Below are 18,269 nucleotides of genomic sequence, written 5' to 3'. Positions count from 1 at the left end.
GCTATGACGACGGCCTCGTCTCGGCGATCGCGATCTGCGACATGCTCGACCGCGCGCCCGGCAAGTCGATGGCGGACCTGAAGAACGCGCTGCCAAAAACCTGGTCGTCGCCAACCATGTCGCCGCATTGCGCCGACGAGGTGAAGTACGGCGTCATCGACCAAGTGGTGAAGCATTTTGAGGGCTTGCAGGCCAAGGGTGCCAAGATCGGGGGACAGTCGATCCGCGATCTCGTCACCGTCAACGGCGTGCGCGTCACGGTCGAGGACGGCAGCTGGGGCCTGGTGCGAGCGTCCTCGAACAAGCCGGAGCTCGTCGTCGTGGTCGAGAGCCCGGTCTCCGAGCAGCGCATGCACGACATGTTCGAGATGGTGAACAGCGTGCTGCGCACCCATCCCGAAGTGGGTGAATACAATCAGAAGATCTGAGCGTCTCGCGCGTTCAGCCGCCGGGCGGACCGAACAGGGCGCGGAGCTTTGCAGCAGCGCCCCGCGCCTTCCATGCGTCGCTCAGCATCGCGATCCATTCGCCGAGCGCGATCCGGATCGGATTGAAGGACGGTGTGCCGCCAACCAGACCGAAGCGGAGTGGCTGGTCGGAGGGCCGCTCGGTAAAGGTTCCGAACAGGCGATCGAACACGATCAGGATGCCGCCGTAGTTCTTGTCGAGGCACGGCTCGTTGCAGGCATGATGCACGCGATGGTGGCTCGGCGTATTGAGTACCCATTCGAGCATGCCGAGCTTCGGCGCAAAGCCGCTGTGGATGAAGAACTGGTAGAACAGGTTGATCCCGAGCATCGCCACGATCGCAAGGGGATGGAAGCCGATCAGTGCCAGCGGCAGGAAGAAGAGAAAGTTGCCGGAGATGTTCCCGGTCCAGCCGAGCCGGATCGCCGCCGTCAGATTCAATCGCGTCGTCGAGTGATGCACCGCATGCGTCGCCCACATCCAGCGGATCCGATGCGAGGCGCGGTGCTGCCAATAGTACAGAAACTCGCTGCCGAGGAACAATCCTGCGAGCGCGGGCGGACTGGTCTGCGCAAAATCGAACAGGCGGTGCTCGTACAGGAAGGCGAACGGCACGGCGAGAAGTCCGGCCTCGATCGCGCGCAGGACGTTCTGTCCGATTGCAACGCCGAATGACGCGACGCTCTCGCGCCAGTCGTGGGTGTCGTGATGGGCGAGCCGGCCGATGCCATATTCGAGCAGCATCAGGCCGACCGCCGTTGCCAGGATCAGGCGCTTGAGCGTCGGATCGAGCAGGAGTGACGCGTAGCCCACGGCAGCCTCCTATTTCGGTGCGCCGCCGGCACCGTTCCTCAGAGCCTGCGCACGGGGCAGCGCTTGCGCGCAGGCCGAGGTGAGCTGGCCGGCATGGGACTGCAGGCAGGCGAGGATGCGGCCGCCGCCCGGTGCGACATTGCTGCAAAGGCTGTCATAGTCCGCACGACAGGCCTGCATGACAGACCGCGCTTCGCTGCGCATTTGCGGTGTGATCTTGGTTTGCAGTTGGCTCTGGGCGGCCGCCGGGGTCGAGGCGGCGACGCAGAGGACGACGATGGTTGCCGCTTGCGCGAGCGAGATGGGACGGAGGTTCGAGAACACGGTGCTCATCCTTTCTGATCTGATTCGATAGACCGTCGCCGCCCGGGCAGGTGCGGCGACGGTCAGGCCCGCTCAGCGCGAGACCGTGCCGGTGCGGGTGTAGGTGTTGCCCGCCGGCCCGGTCCGGGTGACGCTGCGCGTGCAGCTTCCGTTGGCGCAGCTTCCCGACGCGGTGACGCTGGAGGTGCCGCGCGGGCCGCTGGCGGTCGCCGATCGGGTCCAGGCATTGGCGTCGGCTGCCGCGGCAAGTGAGAGGGCGCCGATAACGAGGGAGCTGAGGAAGAACTTGGTCATGGTCGTGGTCTCCTTGTGAGGCTGCCGTGGGCGGGAGCCATGCGAGGGAGACTGTGGCGGCGGCGTCCGCGCCGCATTGCCGGGATGAAACGATTGTTATGGCTTTGTCGGTCTCGTGTAACACTATGTAACAACGTGGCCGCCGCCCTTGCGCTGCACGCGCCGTCGGCCACAATGCGGCGATGAACGCGCCGCCGGCCACAATTCTCATGGTGGAGGACGATCCCGAGATCAGCCGCCTCGTTGCCGACTTCATGCGGCGCGAGGGGTTCGAGGTCGCCTGCGTTGCCGACGGCAAGGCGATGGATTCGATGCTCCAGCGCCTGCGGCCCGACCTTGTGATCCTCGACCTGATGCTGCCGGGCGAGGACGGGCTTTCGATCTGCCGCCGGCTGCGCGCCGACGACACCCTCCCGATCCTGATGCTCACCGCCAAGAGCGACGAGATCGACCGCGTCGTCGGCCTCGAGATGGGGGCCGACGATTATCTCGCAAAACCGTTCGGGCCGCGCGAGCTGCTGGCGCGGGTTCGCGCCATCCTACGCCGCGCCAACGGGACTCCGGCCAAGCCGCTGGTCCGCCGCTTCGCGTTCGACCGTTTTGTCATCGACCTCGATTCACGCAGCGTCGAGGCGGTCGACAGCGAGATCGTGGCGCTGCAATTGACCAGCGCCGAGTTCGACCTGCTCGGCTGCTTCGTGCAGCGCCCGCGCCGAGTGCTGACGCGCGACCAGATCCTGGATTGGACGCGGGGGCGCTCGGCGGAGCCGTTCGACCGCACCGTGGACATGCTGATCTCGCGGCTGCGCAAGAAGCTCGACGGCGCCAGCCCCGGCTCGAACTTGATCACGACGGTGCGCAACGGCGGCTACCTGTTCACCGCTGCTGTCAAGCAGGTGTCGTGATGCTGCGCGTGACGCTCGCTGCGCGGCTGGCCTTGATCGGATTGGTCGGGTTCACGGTCGTGGTCTCTGTCGTGGTGGCGATCTTTTACCGGACCACGGTGCAGGAGAACGAACTGACGCGGCCTTCGCCCGCGCGGCTCGATGCGCTTGCAACGCTGCTCGAGCGCACGGCCGGCGACGCGCGGCAGGCCATTCTCGACGCGGTGTCGTCGCCGCAATTCATGGCGCGGATCGTGCCGTCAGGCGGCCCGGTCGGTGGCGAGACGCCGCCGCAGCAGGCACAGTTGCGCGAGACCTATGCCGCCGGACTTGCCGGCCGCCCCATCGAGATCGTATCGCCGCCCGATCATCGCGCCAGTCGATTGTTTCCCCGTCTCGCGCGGTTGATGGCCAACGCGGTCGAATTCCGCATCGGCCTGCGCAGCGGCGATCTTCTGATCATCGATGCTTATACCCGCCTTCCCGTCACCCCGTTCGGCCTGCCCGTCGGCTTCGGCGCGGGCTTGTTCGGGTCGATCGTGGCGCTGCTCGCGCTTCTCGTCATGCAGCGCGAGACGCGGCCGCTGGCGCAACTCGCCGCGGCGGTCGATCGCGTCGACCTGTCGGCGGATCCGCCGCCGCTGCCGGACGCCCGCCGCAGCGCACCGGAGATCCGCGCCGTCATTGCCGCCTTCAACCGCTTGCAGGGGCGGCTCGCCGAAATGCTGCGCGCCCGCATGACGCTGGTCGGCGGCATCGCCCACGACGTCAGGACGTTTGCGACACGGCTGCGGCTGCGGGTCGAGCAGATCGCTGACGACGCCGAGCGGCAGCGGGCGGTTGCCGATATCGATGACATGATCCGGCTGCTCGATGATGCGCTGCTGTCGACGCGGGCTGGCGCCGGCGGTCTGTCGCAGGAAATGATCGAGCTCGCTGCGCTGATTGCGGTCGAGGTGCACGACCGCCGCGCGCAGGAAGCGCCGGTCGACGTGGTCATCGACGAGCGCACCCGACAAACCGTCGTGCTCGGCGATCGGCTGGCGCTAAGGCGGATCTTTGCCAACCTCATCGACAACGCGCTCGCCTATGGCCGCGCCGCTCATGTACGGACCGCGGTGAAAGACCGTGCCGTCGTCGTGTCGATCGACGATGACGGGCCGGGCATTCCCGCCGATCAGCGTCAGACCGTGCTGGAGCCGTTCCATCGGATGGAGAAGTCGCGCAATCGCATGACTGGGGGCGCCGGGCTCGGCCTCGCCGTGGTGCGCAGCCTGGTCGAGGCCCATGGCGGGACGATCGAGATTGGCGCGGCCCCGGGCGGGGGCACGCGCGTCGACGTCACCCTGCCGGTGTTTCAGCCAGCGTGAGAATCAAGCCGCCACCACTGCCGGGATCGGCAATGCGGTCACCGACTTGATCTTCTCCATCGCGAAGCGCGAGGTGACGTTCTTCAGCGGCACGGCGCTGATCAGCTTCTTGTAGAAGATGTCATAGGCCTGCATGTCCGCGACCACGACGCGCAGCATGTAATCGACGTCGCCGGCCATGCGGTAGAATTCCATCACTTCCGGCATGGCGCTGACGGCTTCGGCGAACTTCTTCAGCCAGGCGTCCGAGTGGTCCGCGCTCTCGACTGAGACGAACACGGAGATGCCGAGCCCGATCTTGTTCTGGTCGACCAGGGCGACGCGCTTGATGATCACGCCATCGGCCTCCAGGCGCTGGATGCGCTTCCAGCAGGGGGTCGAGGACAATCCGACACGGTCGCCGATCTCGGCGACGGACAGGGATGCGTCTTCCTGGAGCACCATCAGGATCTTGCGGTCGATGGCGTCGAGGCGGCGGCTGGTCTCGGGGATCTGGACGGCGAGGTCAGTCATTTGAAGAACTTTGTTCCATTTCAGAGGCTGATTTCCCTGATATAGAGAAAATCTTTCCACAGCAAGTCCATAATCTGGGCGCAGCTGGGGAATCGCTCTAGCGGCGGTTCCGTAAAAACTCTTCAACTTCAATGCGTTGCGGCGCGGCCGGGCCACCGCCATGGCGGGTGCATTTCAGAGCTGCAGCGGCCGCGGCGAATTGCAGCGCCTCCCGTACTCCCTCGCCCTCGGCGAGGCGAAGCGTGAAGGCGCCATGGAAGACGTCGCCGGCGCCCAGCGTATCGACCGCCTGAACCGGGAAGGCCGGCGTCTCCTCCAGCGCGCCCGTCTCGTTCAGCCAGATCGTGCCGAGGGGGCCGCGTGTGGCGGCGAGGAAGGCCGGCGTCAGCCCGGCGAGGCGCTTCAACGCCGCGCCGTCGCCGGCAACGCCCGCGGTCTCCTGCAGCTGTTCGCTGGAGAACAGCAGGTGCGAGGCGGCGTTGAGCAGGCCGTCAGTGAGCGACATCGCGCGGTCGACACCGACGATGACACGAATGCCGCGCCGGCGCGCCTCAGTGCAGAGATCGACGCAAAACGTGCCGCAGCGGCTTTCGACGAGAATTGCCTCACAGTCGGCGAGCAGCTCGTCAGCGTCGGGCAGCGTCACCGTCCACAGCGCGGGATCGCGATAGATCGTCAGCGTTCGTTCGCCCGCGGCGTCGATGGTGATCGCAGAGACGGGGGTGGTTGCACCAGGCATGCGCACGACATGGCTGGTCTCGATGCCCTCGGCAGCCATCCGGTCGAGGATGAAGCCGCTCGACGTTTCGCCGGGATCGCCCATCGGCCCGGCAAAGGAGACGCGGCCGCCGAGCCGCGCCATCGCAATCGCGGCGTTGAGCGCGTTGCCGCCGCAGATCTCGGCGAGATGCGTCGCGTTGGCTTTGCTGCCGCGCGCGGGCACGGCCTCGACCCGGAAGGTCAGGTCGCGCACGGGAATGCCGATGCAGAGGATGCGCGGCGCGATCCCTCCAGCCATCGGCGGTCAGCTCTTGTCGTGCACCCAGCGGCCGAGCAGGTGATGCGCGATCGCGAACGGATGCGGGCCGGCGAGCCCGTCGGGATGCGTCCGCGTCAGCATCTTTGCAGCTTCCTCGCGCGTGAACCAGCGCGCGTCTTCCAGCTCGGAGTGATCGACGACGATGTCATCGCTCACCGCCCGCGCGCTGCAGCCGATCATCAGCGACGACGGATAGGGCCAGGGCTGCGTCATGTAATACTGCACGTCGGTGCAGCGAATGCCGGATTCTTCCAGGATCTCGCGGCGCACCGCGTCCTCGATGGTCTCGGCGGCCTCGACGAAGCCAGCGAGGCAGGAATACATGCCCGGCGGAAACTGCTTCTGGCGGCCGAGCAGGCATTTGTCGCCTGAGGCCACCAGCATGATCACGACGGGATCGGTGCGCGGAAAGTGTTCGGCCTTGCAGGACGGGCATTCGCGCTTCCAGCCGCCCTCCTTCATGCTGCTGCGGGTGCCGCAATTGGCGCAATAGCCGTGGCGCTGATGCCAGCCGACCATCGACTTCGCCATCGCGATCGCCGACAGCTCCTCGGGCGGGATCACACCCTGCATCGCCATGCCACGCAGCTCGGTGATGGTGTAGTCCTCGCGGCCGACCAGCTTCTCGGCCGCGGCCTGCGGCATGCCCATGCCGAAGATCGCCGCGCCGTCGCGCAGGCCGAGGAAGATCGTGCCGGGATTGGCCCCGCATTTGGTCGCCTCGTCGATCGAGAGCAGCGCACGCACCTTGTCGCCGTCGCGCTTCACCAGCAGCGAGTCGCGGTAGACGACATAGGCGCGCGAGGACGATTTCTGCTCCAGCGCGAACAGCTTTTCATCGTCGCGGCGCAGATGCGCGGCGCGGTCGAGGACGTTGGTGACGAAGGCCGGCTGTCCCAGCGGAAACGAGTCGAATGCTGACATTTGTTATTCTTTCAACCCAACCAGATCTTTCGGCGAAGCGCGCTGATGAAATTCTGAACTTCCGCGGCGTCATGCGCCAGCGGCTGCATCACGCCCCAGACCGGGCGTGGCCAGGCGGCGTCACCGGTGCGGCGCGCGATAATGTGGACGTGGAGCTGCGGCACGAGATTGCCGAGCGCCGCGATGTTGAGCTTGTCGCATTTGGTGATCTCCTTGAGCGCGCGCGAGACGCGGGAGATCTCGGTCATCAGCTGCGCCTGCTGCACCTCGTCGAGGTCGATGATCTCGACCGCGTCGGGGCGGCGAGGTACCAGCAAGAGCCAGGGATAATGCGCATCCTTGATGACCAGCACCTTGGACAACGGCAGATCGCCGATGTCGATGGTGTCCTCTTTCAGGCGGGAGTGCAGCGACCAGGCGGGTTCGGGCATATGCGTTTCCGGATGGCCCGATCAGGTCGGGCGTGTTGACCGGACCATACGATACCGATGTGGTGAGGGGAAGGTTGGCGCCCCGCTGTCATCGCATACGCGGTCGTCGCTTTCTTCTCCCTCTCCCCGTTCTTACGGGGAGAGGGTTGGGGTGAGGGGCCTCTCTCCACACGCGAGGAACGCGGAGAGACCTGTACCCCCTCACCCGGATCGCAAGGGCGATCCGACCTCTCCCCGCAAGCGGGGCGAGGTGAACCGCCGCGCGCCGACGATCGTCTCTACGCCTCCGCCAGCACCCGCGCATTGGCGCGGACCGAGGCCTCGCTGACGCGGATGCCGAGGCCGGGACCATCGGGCACGACGACGTGACCCGCGCGATTGGCGACGCGCTCTTCCAGCACGTCCTCGGTCAGGACGTGATGCGGCATGTAGAATTCGCAGCCGAGCGAGATGCCAGGCGTCGCCGCGATCAGTTGCGTGCCGGCGGCTAGCCCAATGCCGCCCTCCCACAGCGTGCCGCCATAGCCGGGCAGGCCGGCGATGTCCGCGATGGCCATGATCGCCTGCGCCTCGAACAGGCCGCTCGCCTTCATCAGCTTGATCGAGACGGCATCGGCGGCCTCGCGGCGCACCACCTCCATCATGTCGCGGCGGTCAAAGCAGCTCTCGTCGGCGAGCACGGGTGTTTCCAGTGCCGCAGTGAGCTGCGCCATCACGTGGAGATATTTGCGCGGCACCGGCTGCTCGATGAAGGTCGGCGCGAACTCTTCGACGTCACGCAAAATCTTGATGGCACCGAACGGCGCCAGCGCCTGGTTATAGTCGACGCGCAGGTCGACCTTGTCGCCGAACTCCTTGCGGATCGCTGCGAGATGATCGAGATCCTCGCGATGCGGCTTCACGCCGGTCTTGACCTTGTAGATGACATTGCCTTCGGGGACCATCTTTCGCATGCGCTCGAGATCGGCGGGAAAGTCCGGATCGGCGATCGAGAACGACAGGGGGATGGTGTCGCGCACACGGCCGCCGAGCAGATCGGCGACCGACAGCCCGGACGATTTGCCGACGATGTCGAGCAGCGCCATCTCGATTGCGACCTTTGCCTCGGCATGGCCGACCAGGGCACGGTCGAGCTCCGCCATCAGCGCGCGGATACGTCGGACAGGCTTGCCGAGCACGATCGGGCGCAGATAGATGTCGAGCGCGGAGAACGCCGCTTCCGGCGTTCCCGTGAAGACTTCCCACGGCGCAGCTTCGCCCCAGCCGATGACGCCGTCGCTCGAGGTGAGCTCGATCAGCACGCGCTTCACCGTGCCCTTGACGTTGCCGACGCCCTGCAGGCGCGCCATCTTGATCGGACTTTCAATCAGGAACAGGCGGAGGCGTGCGATGGTTGCTTCGGTCATGTCAGGCCTCCATCGACGTGCCAGACCTGGCCAGTGACGTAAGATGCTTTGGGCGATGCCAGGAAGGCGATGATCTCGGCGACTTCCTCCGGCCGCCCGCGGCGGCGCATTGGGATCAGCGCTTCGGTCGCGGCGATCTGCTCGGGCGACAGCCGGCTCTCGCTCGGTCTGTCCTTGACGATGAGGCCGGGCGACACCGCGTTGACGGTGATGCCGTCCTTGGCGAGCTCGATTGCAGTGAGGCGCACCAGCGCTTCCAGCGCGGAGCGGCTTGCGGCGGTCGCCGCGAAGGGCGCGAATTCGGGCCGGATCGCGTGCGCGACGAATGACGACACCGCAACGATCCTTGCATCGCGGCCGGCCCGCAGCAGCGGCAGCGCGGCATCGACCAATCGCGTGAGCGCCAGCGCGGACTCGTCCATTGCCTTGCGGAACTCATCTGCCGGCGTGCCGATGGCGCTGCCGCGGCGGGCATGGCCGCCGACGAGAACCAATCCATCGAGCCGGCCGAACGCGGATTGCGCGGCGGCGATGGCGCCGCTGGGGGCCGCTTCCTCGGCGAGATCGCCGAGGCACTTTGCGACAATGGCGCCTTTCGCTTCAGCCTCCGCCGCGGTGGCGTCGAGTCCAGCGGCGTTCGCGCGCGTGTGGAGCAGGAGGGCAATGCGAGGCGCCGCCAGCAGCTTTGCGGTGGCGCGGCCGATGCCGCTGGCGGCGCCGGTGACGAGATAGACCCGGTCGATATCAGGCATCAGGAACCTGCATTGGCCGGCGGCAATGCACCGGTGCGGTGGAAATGGCTGAGGAAGGCGCGCGTCGCGGCCTCCTGTGGGCTGTCGATCACCTGCCGCGCGGGGCCTTCCTCTACGACCACGCCGTCGCGCATGAAGATCAGGCGGTCGGCGACCTCGCGGGCAAAGGCGATCTCGTGGGTGACGATCACCATGGTCATGCCTTCGGAGGCGAGTTGCTGGATCACGTTCAGCACCTCGCCGACGAGCTCGGGATCGAGTGCCGAGGTGGCTTCGTCGAACAGCATCACGTCGGGCTCCATGGCGAGCGCACGTGCGATCGCAACGCGCTGCTTCTGGCCGCCGGACAGCGTCGCCGGATATTGATCGGCCTTCTCCGCGAGCCCGACCTTGGCGAGCTGCGCCCGCGCCAGCTTTTCCGCGTCCGCCTTGGCGATGCGCCGCACCGTGACCGGTCCCTCCATCACGTTCTGGAGCGTCGTCATGTGCGGGAACAGATTGAAGTGCTGGAACACCATGCCGGTGGTGGCGCGGAATTTTGCGAGTGCCTTCACGTCGGGAAGCTTTGTACCTTCGCCGAATGCAAAGCGCGTGTCGCCGACGCGGACGCTGCCGCCGTCGGGCACGACCAGCAGATTGATGCAGCGGAGCAGCGTCGACTTGCCCGAGCCGGACGGCCCGATCAGCGCCACGACGCCGCCCTTGGCAACGTCGAGATTGATGTTCTTGAGAACCTCGTTGCTGCCAAAGCTTTTGCGCAGGCCCCGGATCTCGATCTTGGGAGTATCGCTCATTCGCTGACCGCCAGTCGCTTCTCGCCGCGGCGGACGATGATGGTGAGCGGGATCAGGATCGCCGCATAGGCGACTGCGACCGCGGTGTAGGTCTCCAGCGGCCGGTAGCTGTCATGGGCGGCGACCTGGCTCTGATAGACGAGGTCGGGCACCGCCAGCACCGAGACCAGCGAGGTGTTCTTGAACTGGATGATCGACTGGTTCATCAGCGCCGGGATCATGCGCTTGATCGCCTGCGGCAGCACGATGCGCCGCATGCTCTGCCTCGGCGTCATGCCGAGCGCGGCTCCGGCTTCCGACTGGCCCTTATCGATCGAGATGATGCCGCCGCGGATGATCTCGGAATAGAACGAGCCGCCATAGAGCGACAGCGCCAGCGCCGAGGCCGTGATCGGCGTCATCTCGACGCCGGCGAGGATCGGCAGCGCATAATAGAACCAGATCAGCTGCACCAGGATCGGCGTGCAGCGGAACGCTTCGATGAAGGTGAGGGCAGTGAGGCGGATCGCCTTGAACCGCGACAGGCTGCCGAAGGCGCCGAACAGGCCGAACACGAGGCCAAGCAGCACGATCACCACGGTGAAGCCGACGGTGACGCCGAGCCCGTTGAGAAAGAGCCAGCGATAGCTCCAGAGGATGCCGAAGTCCCACTGATACATGCGTGTATTACTCGTACCCGGTGGCAGTCTAGAAACTCGTCGTCATGCCCGGGCTTGTCCCGGGCATCCACGTTCTTGGTGCTGCGGGGGGAAGGCGTGGATGGCCGGGACAAGCCCGGCCATGACGATGTGGAAGGGTCAGGCGCTCTTACAACGACACGCCCGGCGGAATGTCCGCTTCCGTCACGCCGACCAGCTCCATGTTGGTGATGATGGCGTTGCGGATGAAGCCGAGGCCCTTGTTGAAGTCGATCCAGGTGTTGACGTAGTCGCGCCAAGTCTTGTCGGCCTCGCGGCGGAAGCCCGCGTTCGACGTGGTCGCGAACACCGGCGTCGGCAGCACGAACTGGCCGAGCGACGGGTTCTTCTTCAGGACGGTCAGCGACAGCATGGTGATCAGGCACTGCGCATCGACGCGGCCGGTCTGCAAGGCGGCGGTGGCATCATCGGCGGTCTTCAGACGCGAGATCTGCGCCTTCGGCGTCAGGCGGCTGACGACCTGGTCATGCGAGGAGCCCTGGTCGACCGCGATCTTGACGTCGGGCGAGTTCAGCTCGGCCCAGCTCTTCGGCTTGAAGTCCTTCTTGCAGAGGATGCCGAAGGCGTTGTTGAAGACCGGCACGGAGAAATCGACCACCAGCGCGCGCTTCGGGGTCGGGTTGAGACCGAAGAAGATGTCGATCTTGTTGGACTGCAGATCCAGCACCGAATTGCCCCAAGTGGTCTCGGTGATGTCGAGCTCAGCCTCCATGTCGTCGGCGAGTGCCTTGGCGATGTCGACGTAGAAGCCCTTCCACTGGCCGCTGGCGAGGTCCTTCATGTAATAGGGCGCGCCGCCGCCGACTGCGCCGATCCGCATCTTCTTGGTGCGGCGGATGCGGGCGAAGGTCGATTCGTTGGGATCGGCCGCCTGGGCCACGGCCGGAGATGCCAGCGCGCCGGCGGTTGCTGCGCCGATAGCGCCAAGTCCGACAATCGATGCAACATCACGACGTGTAACCATTGGGATCAATCGCTTTTCTGGTTGGATGGAGTTCCGGCGGCGTTCTTAGCAAGGCGGTCCCATCAGCGAAAGCACAGCCTATCGGCTGGGCAGATCAGGAATTGCCCGGATGCTGGGCAAGATCAAGCCGTTCAGGGTGATACCCGCTTGCTTTCCGCGCCCTTTGGCCCCAAATAGGGACCGGGAGATTGGCGGTGGACGAGCCACTCGCCAACCGGGTCAGGTCCGGAAGGAAGCAGCCCTAACGAGGTCCGGATCGGGTCGCTCGTCAGTCTCCTACCTGTTTTTCCGAGCGAACCAGCGCCGGCGGGCCTCCCGCCAGCGCGCTCCTTTCCGCAAAAGCCGGCCGAGAGACATTTCATTGCGGATCGACCGATGACCGACGCTGGCGCCCCTCCAAATCCCGATAGCGCCGGCCAGGCCGGCAACGCGCCTTACCGGGTTCTTGCGCGCAAATACCGCCCCTCTTCTTTCGATGATCTGATCGGCCAGGAGGCCGTGGTCCGCACCGTCTCGAATGCGTTCGAGACCGGGCGGATTCCGCAGGCCTGGATCCTCACCGGCGTCCGCGGTGTCGGCAAGACCACCACGGCGCGTATCCTCGCCCGTGCGCTCAACTACGAGATGCCGGACGGCTCGGTGAAGGGCCCGACCATCCACATGCCCACGCTGGGCGTGCACTGCCAGGCGATCATGGAAAGCCGGCACATGGACGTGCTGGAGATGGACGCGGCCTCGCACACTGGCGTCGACGACGTCCGCCAGATCAATGACAGCGTGCGCTACGCGCCGGCCAGCGCCCGCTACAAGGTCTACATCATCGACGAAGTCCACATGCTGTCGACGGCGGCGTTCAACGCCTTCCTGAAGACGCTGGAGGAGCCGCCGGAGCACGCCAAATTCGTGTTCGCGACGACCGAGATCCGCAAGGTTCCGGTGACGGTGCTGTCGCGCTGCCAGCGTTTCGACCTGCGCCGCGTCGAGGCCGACGTGCTGATGAAGCACCTCGCCAACATCGCCACCAAGGAAAGCGTCGAGATCGAGCCCGAGGCGCTCGGCATCATCGCGCGCGCCGCCGAAGGCTCGGTGCGCGATTCACTGTCGCTGCTCGACCAGGCGATCGCGCATGCCGCGGGCCAGGTGAAGGCTGACGCCGTCAGGCAGATGCTGGGGCTCGCCGACCGCACCCGCGTCATCGACCTCTTCGAGTCGCTGGCGCGCGGCGACATCGCGAGCGCCTTCAAGGAATTCCGCGATCAGTACGATGTCGGCGCCGATCCGGTCGTCGTGCTCTCCGACCTTGCCGAATTCGTCAATTTCGTCACCCGCGTGAAAATCATTCCGGCGACCGCCGACAACGTCGCCTATGGCGAGACCGAGCGCGTCCGCGCGAAGGATTTCGCGTCAAAAATCTCGATGCGCGTGCTGTCGCGGATGTGGCAGATGCTGCTCAAGGGAATCACCGAGGTGCAGGCCGCGACCCGCCCCGCAGCGGCCGCCGAAATGGTGCTGGTGCGCATCGCCTATGTCGCCGACCTGCCGACCCCGGACGAAGCCATCAGGATGCTGGAGCAGAACGGCGGCGGCTCGTCGGTCGTGAGCGGCGGCCCCGCGCGCAGCAGCGCGCCGTCTGGGCCGATGGCCTCCGCCGCGTCCGTGACCTCCGCTGCGCCGGTGCGCATGCCGACGTCGTCGCCATCAGCATTCGGCGGCGGCGCTGCCCGGCCACAGATGGCGGCGCCCGCGCCGGATCCGCAAGGCGCCGCACCTCAGCTGCGCATCACCAGCTTCATCCAGCTCGTCGCGCTCGCCGGGCAAAAGCGCGACCTCATGACCAAGAGCGCGCTCGAAAGCGACATGCGCCTCGTCCGATTCGAGGAGGGCCGGCTCGAAGTCGCGCTCGAGCCGAACGCCTCCAAGACCATGATCACCGAGCTCGCACGCAAGTTCGAGCTGTGGACCGGGCGGCGCTGGACCGTGATCGTCTCCAACGAGCAGGGCCAGCCGACATTGCGTTCGGTGAATCAGGCGGCGAAGCAGGAACATGCGCGCACCGCCGAAGCTGATCCGCGCGTCCAGGAAGTGCTGTCGCGTTTTCCGGGTGCGAAGGTCGTCGAGGTCCGCAGGCTTGCCCCCGAGGTGCCGGAATCCAATATTAACGCCGACTACGGCACTGACGATCCGCCCGACGGTTCCGAAGCCGACGACGATCTCTGAGCTAAACCTTTCCAAGGACGAAACCCCATGGCTGACTTTCTCGGCATGATGAAGCAGGCGGCGCAGCTGCAATCCAAGATGCAGGAGATGCAGGAGTCTCTCGCCAATGTGGAGGTCGAGGGCATCTCCGGCGGCGGTCTCGTCGCTGTGCGCATGACCGCGAAGATGGACGTCAAGGCGGTCAAGATCGATCCCTCGCTGATGAAGCCGGACGAGCGCGAAGTGCTGGAAGACCTGCTCGTCACCGCGCTCGGCGATGCCCGCCGCAAGGCGGAGACGGCGGTGCAGGACAAGATGCAGTCGCTCACCGGCGGGCTCGGCCTGCCGCCGGGGCTGTTCGGCCAGTAATATGGGTGCGGTTGCAGGTCCCGAGATCGAGCGGCTGGTCCAGCTGCTCGCACGGCTGCCGGGTTTGGGCCCGCGCTCGGCGCGGCGCGCGGCGCTGCATCTGATCAAGAAGCGCGAAGCGCTGATGATGCCGTTGTCGTCGGCCCTGCAGGTTGCGCTCGACAAGGTCCAGGTCTGCAAGACCTGCGGCAACATCGATACGCAAAATCCTTGCACGGTCTGCACCGATCCGAAGCGCGATGGCGCCATCATCGTCGTGGTCGCCGACGTCGCCGATCTCTGGGCGCTGGAGCGGGCGAATGCGACGCAGGGGCGCTATCACGTGCTGGGCGCGACCTTGTCGCCGCTCGACGGTGTCGGCCCGCAGGACCTCACCATCGACGCGCTGGTCGCGCGCGCCCACGCCGCCGAGGTGCACGAGATCATTCTCGCGCTGAATGCGACAGTGGACGGCCAGACCACGGCACATTACATCACCGACCTGCTTCAGGACGCCAACGTCAAGGTCACCCGGCTGGCGCACGGTGTGCCTGTTGGTGGCGAGCTTGATTATCTCGATGAGGGCACGCTGTCGGCCGCGATGCGGCAGCGGACCCTGTTCTAGCCATATAGCTATTACGGAAACGGACGACATGACGAATCGATTCGCCACACACCTGGCTTTGGCCGCGACGATGCTGCTGCTGGCGACGCCGGCCATCTCCGCCCAGCAGGAGGACGACGGGGCGCCGCCGCCGTCAAAACCCGGCAAGCCGATCAACGCCGGCGAGGTGCTCTCGGGCGAGCTGAACGCGATGAAGGTCCGCGACGTCAAGAATGCCGGCAAGCGGGTTTCGATGTACCAGATCACCTCCGAGCCGCGCCGCCTGCCGGCGCCGAACGGGCTGTGTAATCTCGAGACCGGGCCCGAGACGTTCCAGCTCGTCACCTCGAGCGACGCCCAGGCCAATCAGTTGAAATCCTTCGTCGGCAAGGCGATCTCGGTGAAGGTGGACGAGATAGCCTGCGCCAGCGATCCCGGCCAGATGAGCGAGGCCGTGATCACGAAGTGGAGCCTGATCAAGAAGCAGTAACGAGCGGTCTCACTCCGCCGCAATCACGGTCAGTTCCGGCCAGAGCACTTTCCATCGCGCCGCTTTCGCCGCGTAATTCGCCACGGAAAAATTCGGAGCGCGATTGGGGCGCACGATCAACTTGGCAACGTCGTCGAAGCCGTGCGGTGCGTAGACCTCGAAATCGCTGTCGGCGCGCCGAATGCCCAGCTGCGTGTTCTCGGTGAGGAAGCGATCGATCCCATCGGTCGAGCGCATCAACGGCGGGTAGGGCAGGCCGTGCTTGTCGGGATACCACAGATGCACGCGCGCCTGGTTGCGGATCTCGATCTTGGCGCCGAGATGCGCGAGCCGTGCATGCAGCGTGCGGATCACCGCATCCTCCGCTTCCCATGAGGTATCGGGATCGAAATAGAAGACGTCGTAGTCGGCGATGCCGTGATCGACGGCGCGGTGCGTGAGCACGTTCCAGACTGTTTGTGCGAGGCATCCCGCGACCAGCCATGCATCCGGCAAAGCGCGCCGTGCCAGCTCGTCGGTGATCGCAACGTTGACCGGATTGCGGAGCGCCAATGCGAGGAATTCGTCGCGGGTCATCGGCAATCGCAGAAATCGTAGGGTGGGCAAAGACGCGTAGCGGCGTGCCCACGTCTTCTTTCGTCATCGTTGAATACGGTGGGCACGGCGTAAGAACGCCTTTGCCCACCCTACGATCTACGATCCCGTCAATGCACGGCGGTGAAGAACCGCGCGAGCCTGAATCCGGACAGCCAGGTCCACACCGGCTGGCCGCGCATGCCGAGATCCCATGAGCCGAGCACGGCATCCGCACGCCCGACCAGATTGTCGACCGGCAACAGGCCGACGCCGCCGGAGCGCAGCGGCACGCGGCTGTCGGCGGAATTGTCGCGGTTGTCGCCGAGCACGAAGAGATGGCCTGCCGGCACCGTCACCTCGGGCGTGTTGTCGAGCGGGCCATTGTCGCGCATCTTGAAGATCAGGTGCGAGACGCCGTTCGGCAGCGTCTCGACATAGCGATAGGCGGGCTCGCTGCCGCCATTGTCATCCTCGGCCGCGCCGACCCCGTCAGGCTTCAGCTCGGCGGGACGGTCGTTGATGAAGAGCTGGCCCTGGCGCATCTGGATGCGGTCGCCGGGCAGGCCGACGACGCGCTTGACCCAGGCCTGCGAGCGGTCGCCCGGCCAGCGGAACACCACGACATCACCCTGCTTCGGCGTCTCCGCGAAGACGCGACCGGTCTCCGGCAGGTTGATCTGGATCGGCAGCGACGAGGTGCCGTAGCCATAGGGGAATTTCGAGGCGAGCAGCGCGTCGCCGATCAGCAGCGTCGGCTCCATCGAGCCCGACGGCACGTAGAACGGCTCGGCGAGCGCGCCCTTGGCGATGAACACCGCGGCGACGATGCCGGCGAGCTGCATCAGCTGGCCGGCCCAGCCGCTGCTCTTCCGCTTGGGAGCGGCAGTTACCTTTTCAACGCTCATGCGCCCGTTCCACCCACCGTAATGCGTTCCATCAGAAGTGACGGTTGACCGACGCCGACCGGCACGCCCTGGCCGTTCTTGCCGCAGGTGCCGATGCCAGTATCGAGTGCGAGGTCGTTGCCGATCATGCGGATGCGATGCAGATCGGTCGGCCCGTTGCCGATCAGCATGGCGCCCTTCAGCGGCGCGCCCAGCTTGCCGTTCTCGATCTTGTAGGCCTCGGTGCACTGGAAGACGTATTTGCCCGAGGTGATGTCGACCTGGCCGCCGCCGAAATTCGCGGCGAACACGCCGTTCTTCACCGACGCGAGGATCTCGGCCGGATCGCGGTCGCCCGCGAGCATGTAGGTGTTGGTCATGCGCGGCATCGGCACATGGGCATAGCCCTGGCGGCGGCCGTTGCCGGTTGGCTTCATGTTCATCAGCCGCGCGTTCTGGCGATCCTGCATGTAGCCGACCAGGATGCCGTCCTCGATCAGCACGGTGCGGTTGGTCGGCGTGCCCTCGTCGTCGATCGACAGCGAGCCGCGGCGCGAGGCGATCGTGCCGTCGTCGACGACAGTGACGCCCTTGGCGGCGACCTGCTGGCCCATCAGGCCGGCAAACGCAGACGTCTTCTTGCGGTTGAAGTCGCCCTCGAGGCCGTGGCCGACCGCCTCATGCAACATCACGCCGGGCCAGCCGGCGCCCAGCACGACGTCCATCTCGCCGGCAGGGGCGGGGATCGATTCCAGATTGACGAGGGCCTCGCGCAGGGCGCCGTCGGCGGCGTCGCGCCAGGACTTGGCTTCGATGAATTCGGCGTAGCCGGCGCGGCCGCCATAGCCCTTGCTGCCGCTCTCCTGGCGGTCGCCTTGACCTGCAACGACCGAGATGTTGACGCGCACCAGCGGGCGGATGTCGCGATAGCTCTCGCCGTCGGGCCGCAGTATCTCGACGACCTGCCAGGTGGCGCCGAGGCTGACGCTGACCTGCCGCACCCTCGGATCCTTGTCGCGCAGATAAGCGTCGATCTCGGCCAGCAACTTGACCTTGGTCTCGAAGCCGGGGGCGTCGAGCGGATTGTCGTCGCCGTAAAGGCGGACATTGGTGTGCGGAGGCGGGGCGGCAAAGCTGCCGGAATAGCCACCACGGACAGCCGCGACCGCATCGGCGGCGCGAATCAGCGCCGGCAGCGACACGTCGGAGGAGTGGGCGTAGCCGACCGCGTCGTCCTTGACGGCGCGCAGGCCGAACCCTTGCGAGGTGTCGTAGGTCGCCTGCTTCAGCCGCCCATTGTCGAACATCAGCGCTTCGGTCTGGCTGTATTCCAGAAACAGCTCGCCGTCGTCGGCGCCGGCGAGCCCGCGCGTGAGCTCGTGGCGAACCTGGTCGCGGTCGAGATTGGCGCGGTCGAGCAGGGAGGTTGTGGCGGGGTTGGTCATCTGGCTTCCGTTGTCGGAGGGATGTGAGGCAAGATAATGGTTTCCGAACGGT

Annotated in this window: 21 protein-coding genes, 1 other RNA gene and 1 pseudogene; 8 read left to right on the top strand and 15 right to left on the bottom strand. The window is 66.0% G+C overall.

Annotated elements, in window-relative coordinates; genetic code table 11:
* Positions 1 to 428: pseudogene (locus HYH08_RS36760) on the top strand (phosphomannomutase/phosphoglucomutase); the annotation flags it as partial.
* A gap of 13 nt (positions 429 to 441) precedes the next feature.
* On the opposite strand, the gene HYH08_RS36755 reads toward HYH08_RS36760, so the two are convergent.
* The 3 genes from HYH08_RS36755 to HYH08_RS36745 all read right to left on the bottom strand — a co-directional run bounded on the left by HYH08_RS36755 (position 442) and on the right by HYH08_RS36745 (position 1,899).
* Positions 442 to 1,281 (bottom strand): sterol desaturase family protein, encoded by an 840-nt coding sequence (locus HYH08_RS36755; RefSeq protein WP_220014710.1) that lies wholly within the window; start codon positions 1,279 to 1,281, stop codon positions 442 to 444.
* Positions 1,282 to 1,290: 9 nt separating this feature from the next.
* Positions 1,291 to 1,614, bottom strand: coding sequence for a cysteine rich repeat-containing protein (locus HYH08_RS36750; RefSeq protein ID WP_220014709.1), 324 nt, complete (start codon positions 1,612 to 1,614; stop codon positions 1,291 to 1,293).
* 63 nt (positions 1,615 to 1,677) lie between these two features.
* The gene (locus HYH08_RS36745; protein WP_220014708.1) at positions 1,678 to 1,899 is read right to left on the bottom strand and encodes a hypothetical protein; all 222 of its coding nucleotides are present in this window, start codon (positions 1,897 to 1,899) and stop codon (positions 1,678 to 1,680) included.
* 182 nt (positions 1,900 to 2,081) lie between these two features.
* Between HYH08_RS36745 and HYH08_RS36740 the strand changes: the two genes are divergently transcribed.
* Positions 2,082 to 2,804 (top strand): response regulator, encoded by a 723-nt coding sequence (locus tag HYH08_RS36740; protein ID WP_220014707.1) that lies wholly within the window; start codon positions 2,082 to 2,084, stop codon positions 2,802 to 2,804.
* The gene (locus tag HYH08_RS36735) at positions 2,804 to 4,153 is read left to right on the top strand and encodes a sensor histidine kinase (RefSeq protein WP_220014706.1); all 1,350 of its coding nucleotides are present in this window, start codon (positions 2,804 to 2,806) and stop codon (positions 4,151 to 4,153) included. Before HYH08_RS36740 ends, HYH08_RS36735 begins: the two co-directional genes overlap by 1 nt.
* Before the next feature lie 3 nt (positions 4,154 to 4,156).
* Here the strand turns inward: HYH08_RS36735 and HYH08_RS36730 are convergent, their stop codons facing one another.
* From HYH08_RS36730 to HYH08_RS36690, 9 genes are all read right to left on the bottom strand, one after another.
* On the bottom strand, positions 4,157 to 4,666 hold the full coding sequence (locus HYH08_RS36730; RefSeq protein WP_220014705.1) for an Lrp/AsnC family transcriptional regulator: 510 nt from the start codon (positions 4,664 to 4,666) through the stop codon (positions 4,157 to 4,159).
* A gap of 97 nt (positions 4,667 to 4,763) precedes the next feature.
* Positions 4,764 to 5,684 (bottom strand): sugar kinase, encoded by a 921-nt coding sequence (locus tag HYH08_RS36725; RefSeq protein WP_220014704.1) that lies wholly within the window; start codon positions 5,682 to 5,684, stop codon positions 4,764 to 4,766.
* Positions 5,685 to 5,690: 6 nt separating this feature from the next.
* Entirely contained in the window at positions 5,691 to 6,629 is a 939-nt protein-coding gene (gene nudC / locus HYH08_RS36720) for an NAD(+) diphosphatase (protein ID WP_220014703.1), read from the bottom strand.
* Between the two features lie 11 nt (positions 6,630 to 6,640).
* On the bottom strand, positions 6,641 to 7,060 hold the full coding sequence (locus HYH08_RS36715) for an HIT domain-containing protein (protein WP_220014702.1): 420 nt from the start codon (positions 7,058 to 7,060) through the stop codon (positions 6,641 to 6,643).
* A gap of 278 nt (positions 7,061 to 7,338) precedes the next feature.
* Positions 7,339 to 8,466: a muconate cycloisomerase family protein gene (locus HYH08_RS36710; RefSeq protein WP_220014701.1), complete on the bottom strand. Its 1,128-nt coding sequence runs from the start codon at positions 8,464 to 8,466 to the stop codon at positions 7,339 to 7,341.
* Positions 8,463 to 9,218, bottom strand: a complete 756-nt coding sequence (locus HYH08_RS36705) for an SDR family NAD(P)-dependent oxidoreductase (RefSeq protein WP_220014700.1) — start codon at positions 9,216 to 9,218, stop codon at positions 8,463 to 8,465. Before HYH08_RS36705 ends, HYH08_RS36710 begins: the two co-directional genes overlap by 4 nt.
* The gene (locus HYH08_RS36700) at positions 9,218 to 10,012 is read right to left on the bottom strand and encodes an amino acid ABC transporter ATP-binding protein (protein ID WP_220014699.1); all 795 of its coding nucleotides are present in this window, start codon (positions 10,010 to 10,012) and stop codon (positions 9,218 to 9,220) included. Before HYH08_RS36700 ends, HYH08_RS36705 begins: the two co-directional genes overlap by 1 nt.
* Complete coding sequence (locus HYH08_RS36695) at positions 10,009 to 10,671, bottom strand: amino acid ABC transporter permease (protein WP_220014698.1); 663 nt, start codon at positions 10,669 to 10,671, stop codon at positions 10,009 to 10,011. Before HYH08_RS36695 ends, HYH08_RS36700 begins: the two co-directional genes overlap by 4 nt.
* A 148-nt stretch (positions 10,672 to 10,819) precedes the next feature.
* Complete coding sequence (locus HYH08_RS36690; RefSeq protein ID WP_220014697.1) at positions 10,820 to 11,674, bottom strand: transporter substrate-binding domain-containing protein; 855 nt, start codon at positions 11,672 to 11,674, stop codon at positions 10,820 to 10,822.
* 183 nt (positions 11,675 to 11,857) lie between these two features.
* On the opposite strand from HYH08_RS36690, the gene ffs reads away from it, so the two are divergent.
* The 5 genes from ffs to HYH08_RS36665 all read left to right on the top strand — a co-directional run bounded on the left by ffs (position 11,858) and on the right by HYH08_RS36665 (position 15,312).
* An RNA gene (ffs, locus tag HYH08_RS36685) (signal recognition particle sRNA small type) lies at positions 11,858 to 11,954 on the top strand.
* 95 nt (positions 11,955 to 12,049) lie between these two features.
* Positions 12,050 to 13,891 carry a DNA polymerase III subunit gamma/tau gene (locus tag HYH08_RS36680; protein ID WP_220014696.1) on the top strand — a complete coding sequence of 614 codons (1,842 nt, stop codon included), beginning with the start codon at positions 12,050 to 12,052 and terminating at the stop codon, positions 13,889 to 13,891.
* A 27-nt stretch (positions 13,892 to 13,918) separates the two neighbouring features.
* On the top strand, positions 13,919 to 14,239 hold the full coding sequence (locus HYH08_RS36675; protein ID WP_220014695.1) for a YbaB/EbfC family nucleoid-associated protein: 321 nt from the start codon (positions 13,919 to 13,921) through the stop codon (positions 14,237 to 14,239).
* A 1-nt stretch (position 14,240) separates the two neighbouring features.
* A complete protein-coding gene (recR, locus tag HYH08_RS36670) occupies positions 14,241 to 14,843 on the top strand; it encodes a recombination mediator RecR (RefSeq protein ID WP_220014694.1) in 603 nt (200 codons plus the stop codon).
* Between the two features lie 28 nt (positions 14,844 to 14,871).
* Positions 14,872 to 15,312, top strand: coding sequence for a hypothetical protein (locus tag HYH08_RS36665; RefSeq protein ID WP_220014693.1), 441 nt, complete (start codon positions 14,872 to 14,874; stop codon positions 15,310 to 15,312).
* Between the two features lie 9 nt (positions 15,313 to 15,321).
* On the opposite strand, the gene HYH08_RS36660 is transcribed toward HYH08_RS36665, so the two are convergent.
* From HYH08_RS36660 to tldD, 3 genes are all read right to left on the bottom strand, one after another.
* On the bottom strand, positions 15,322 to 15,888 hold the full coding sequence (locus HYH08_RS36660; protein ID WP_220014692.1) for a nucleotidyltransferase family protein: 567 nt from the start codon (positions 15,886 to 15,888) through the stop codon (positions 15,322 to 15,324).
* Positions 15,889 to 16,016: 128 nt separating this feature from the next.
* Complete coding sequence (gene lepB, locus HYH08_RS36655; RefSeq protein ID WP_220014691.1) at positions 16,017 to 16,793, bottom strand: signal peptidase I; 777 nt, start codon at positions 16,791 to 16,793, stop codon at positions 16,017 to 16,019.
* Entirely contained in the window at positions 16,790 to 18,217 is a 1,428-nt protein-coding gene (tldD, locus tag HYH08_RS36650) for a metalloprotease TldD (RefSeq protein ID WP_220014690.1), read from the bottom strand. The genes lepB and tldD overlap by 4 nt, the downstream gene beginning before the upstream one ends.
* Positions 18,218 to 18,269 lie beyond the last annotated feature (52 nt).

Origin of the sequence: Bradyrhizobium sp. BR 10289, assembly GCF_019455385.1 — a bacterium.
GTDB lineage: Bacteria > Pseudomonadota > Alphaproteobacteria > Rhizobiales > Xanthobacteraceae > Bradyrhizobium.
The sequence above is the reverse complement of the archived record's forward strand: the minus strand, read 5'-3'. Positions and strand labels throughout refer to the sequence as shown.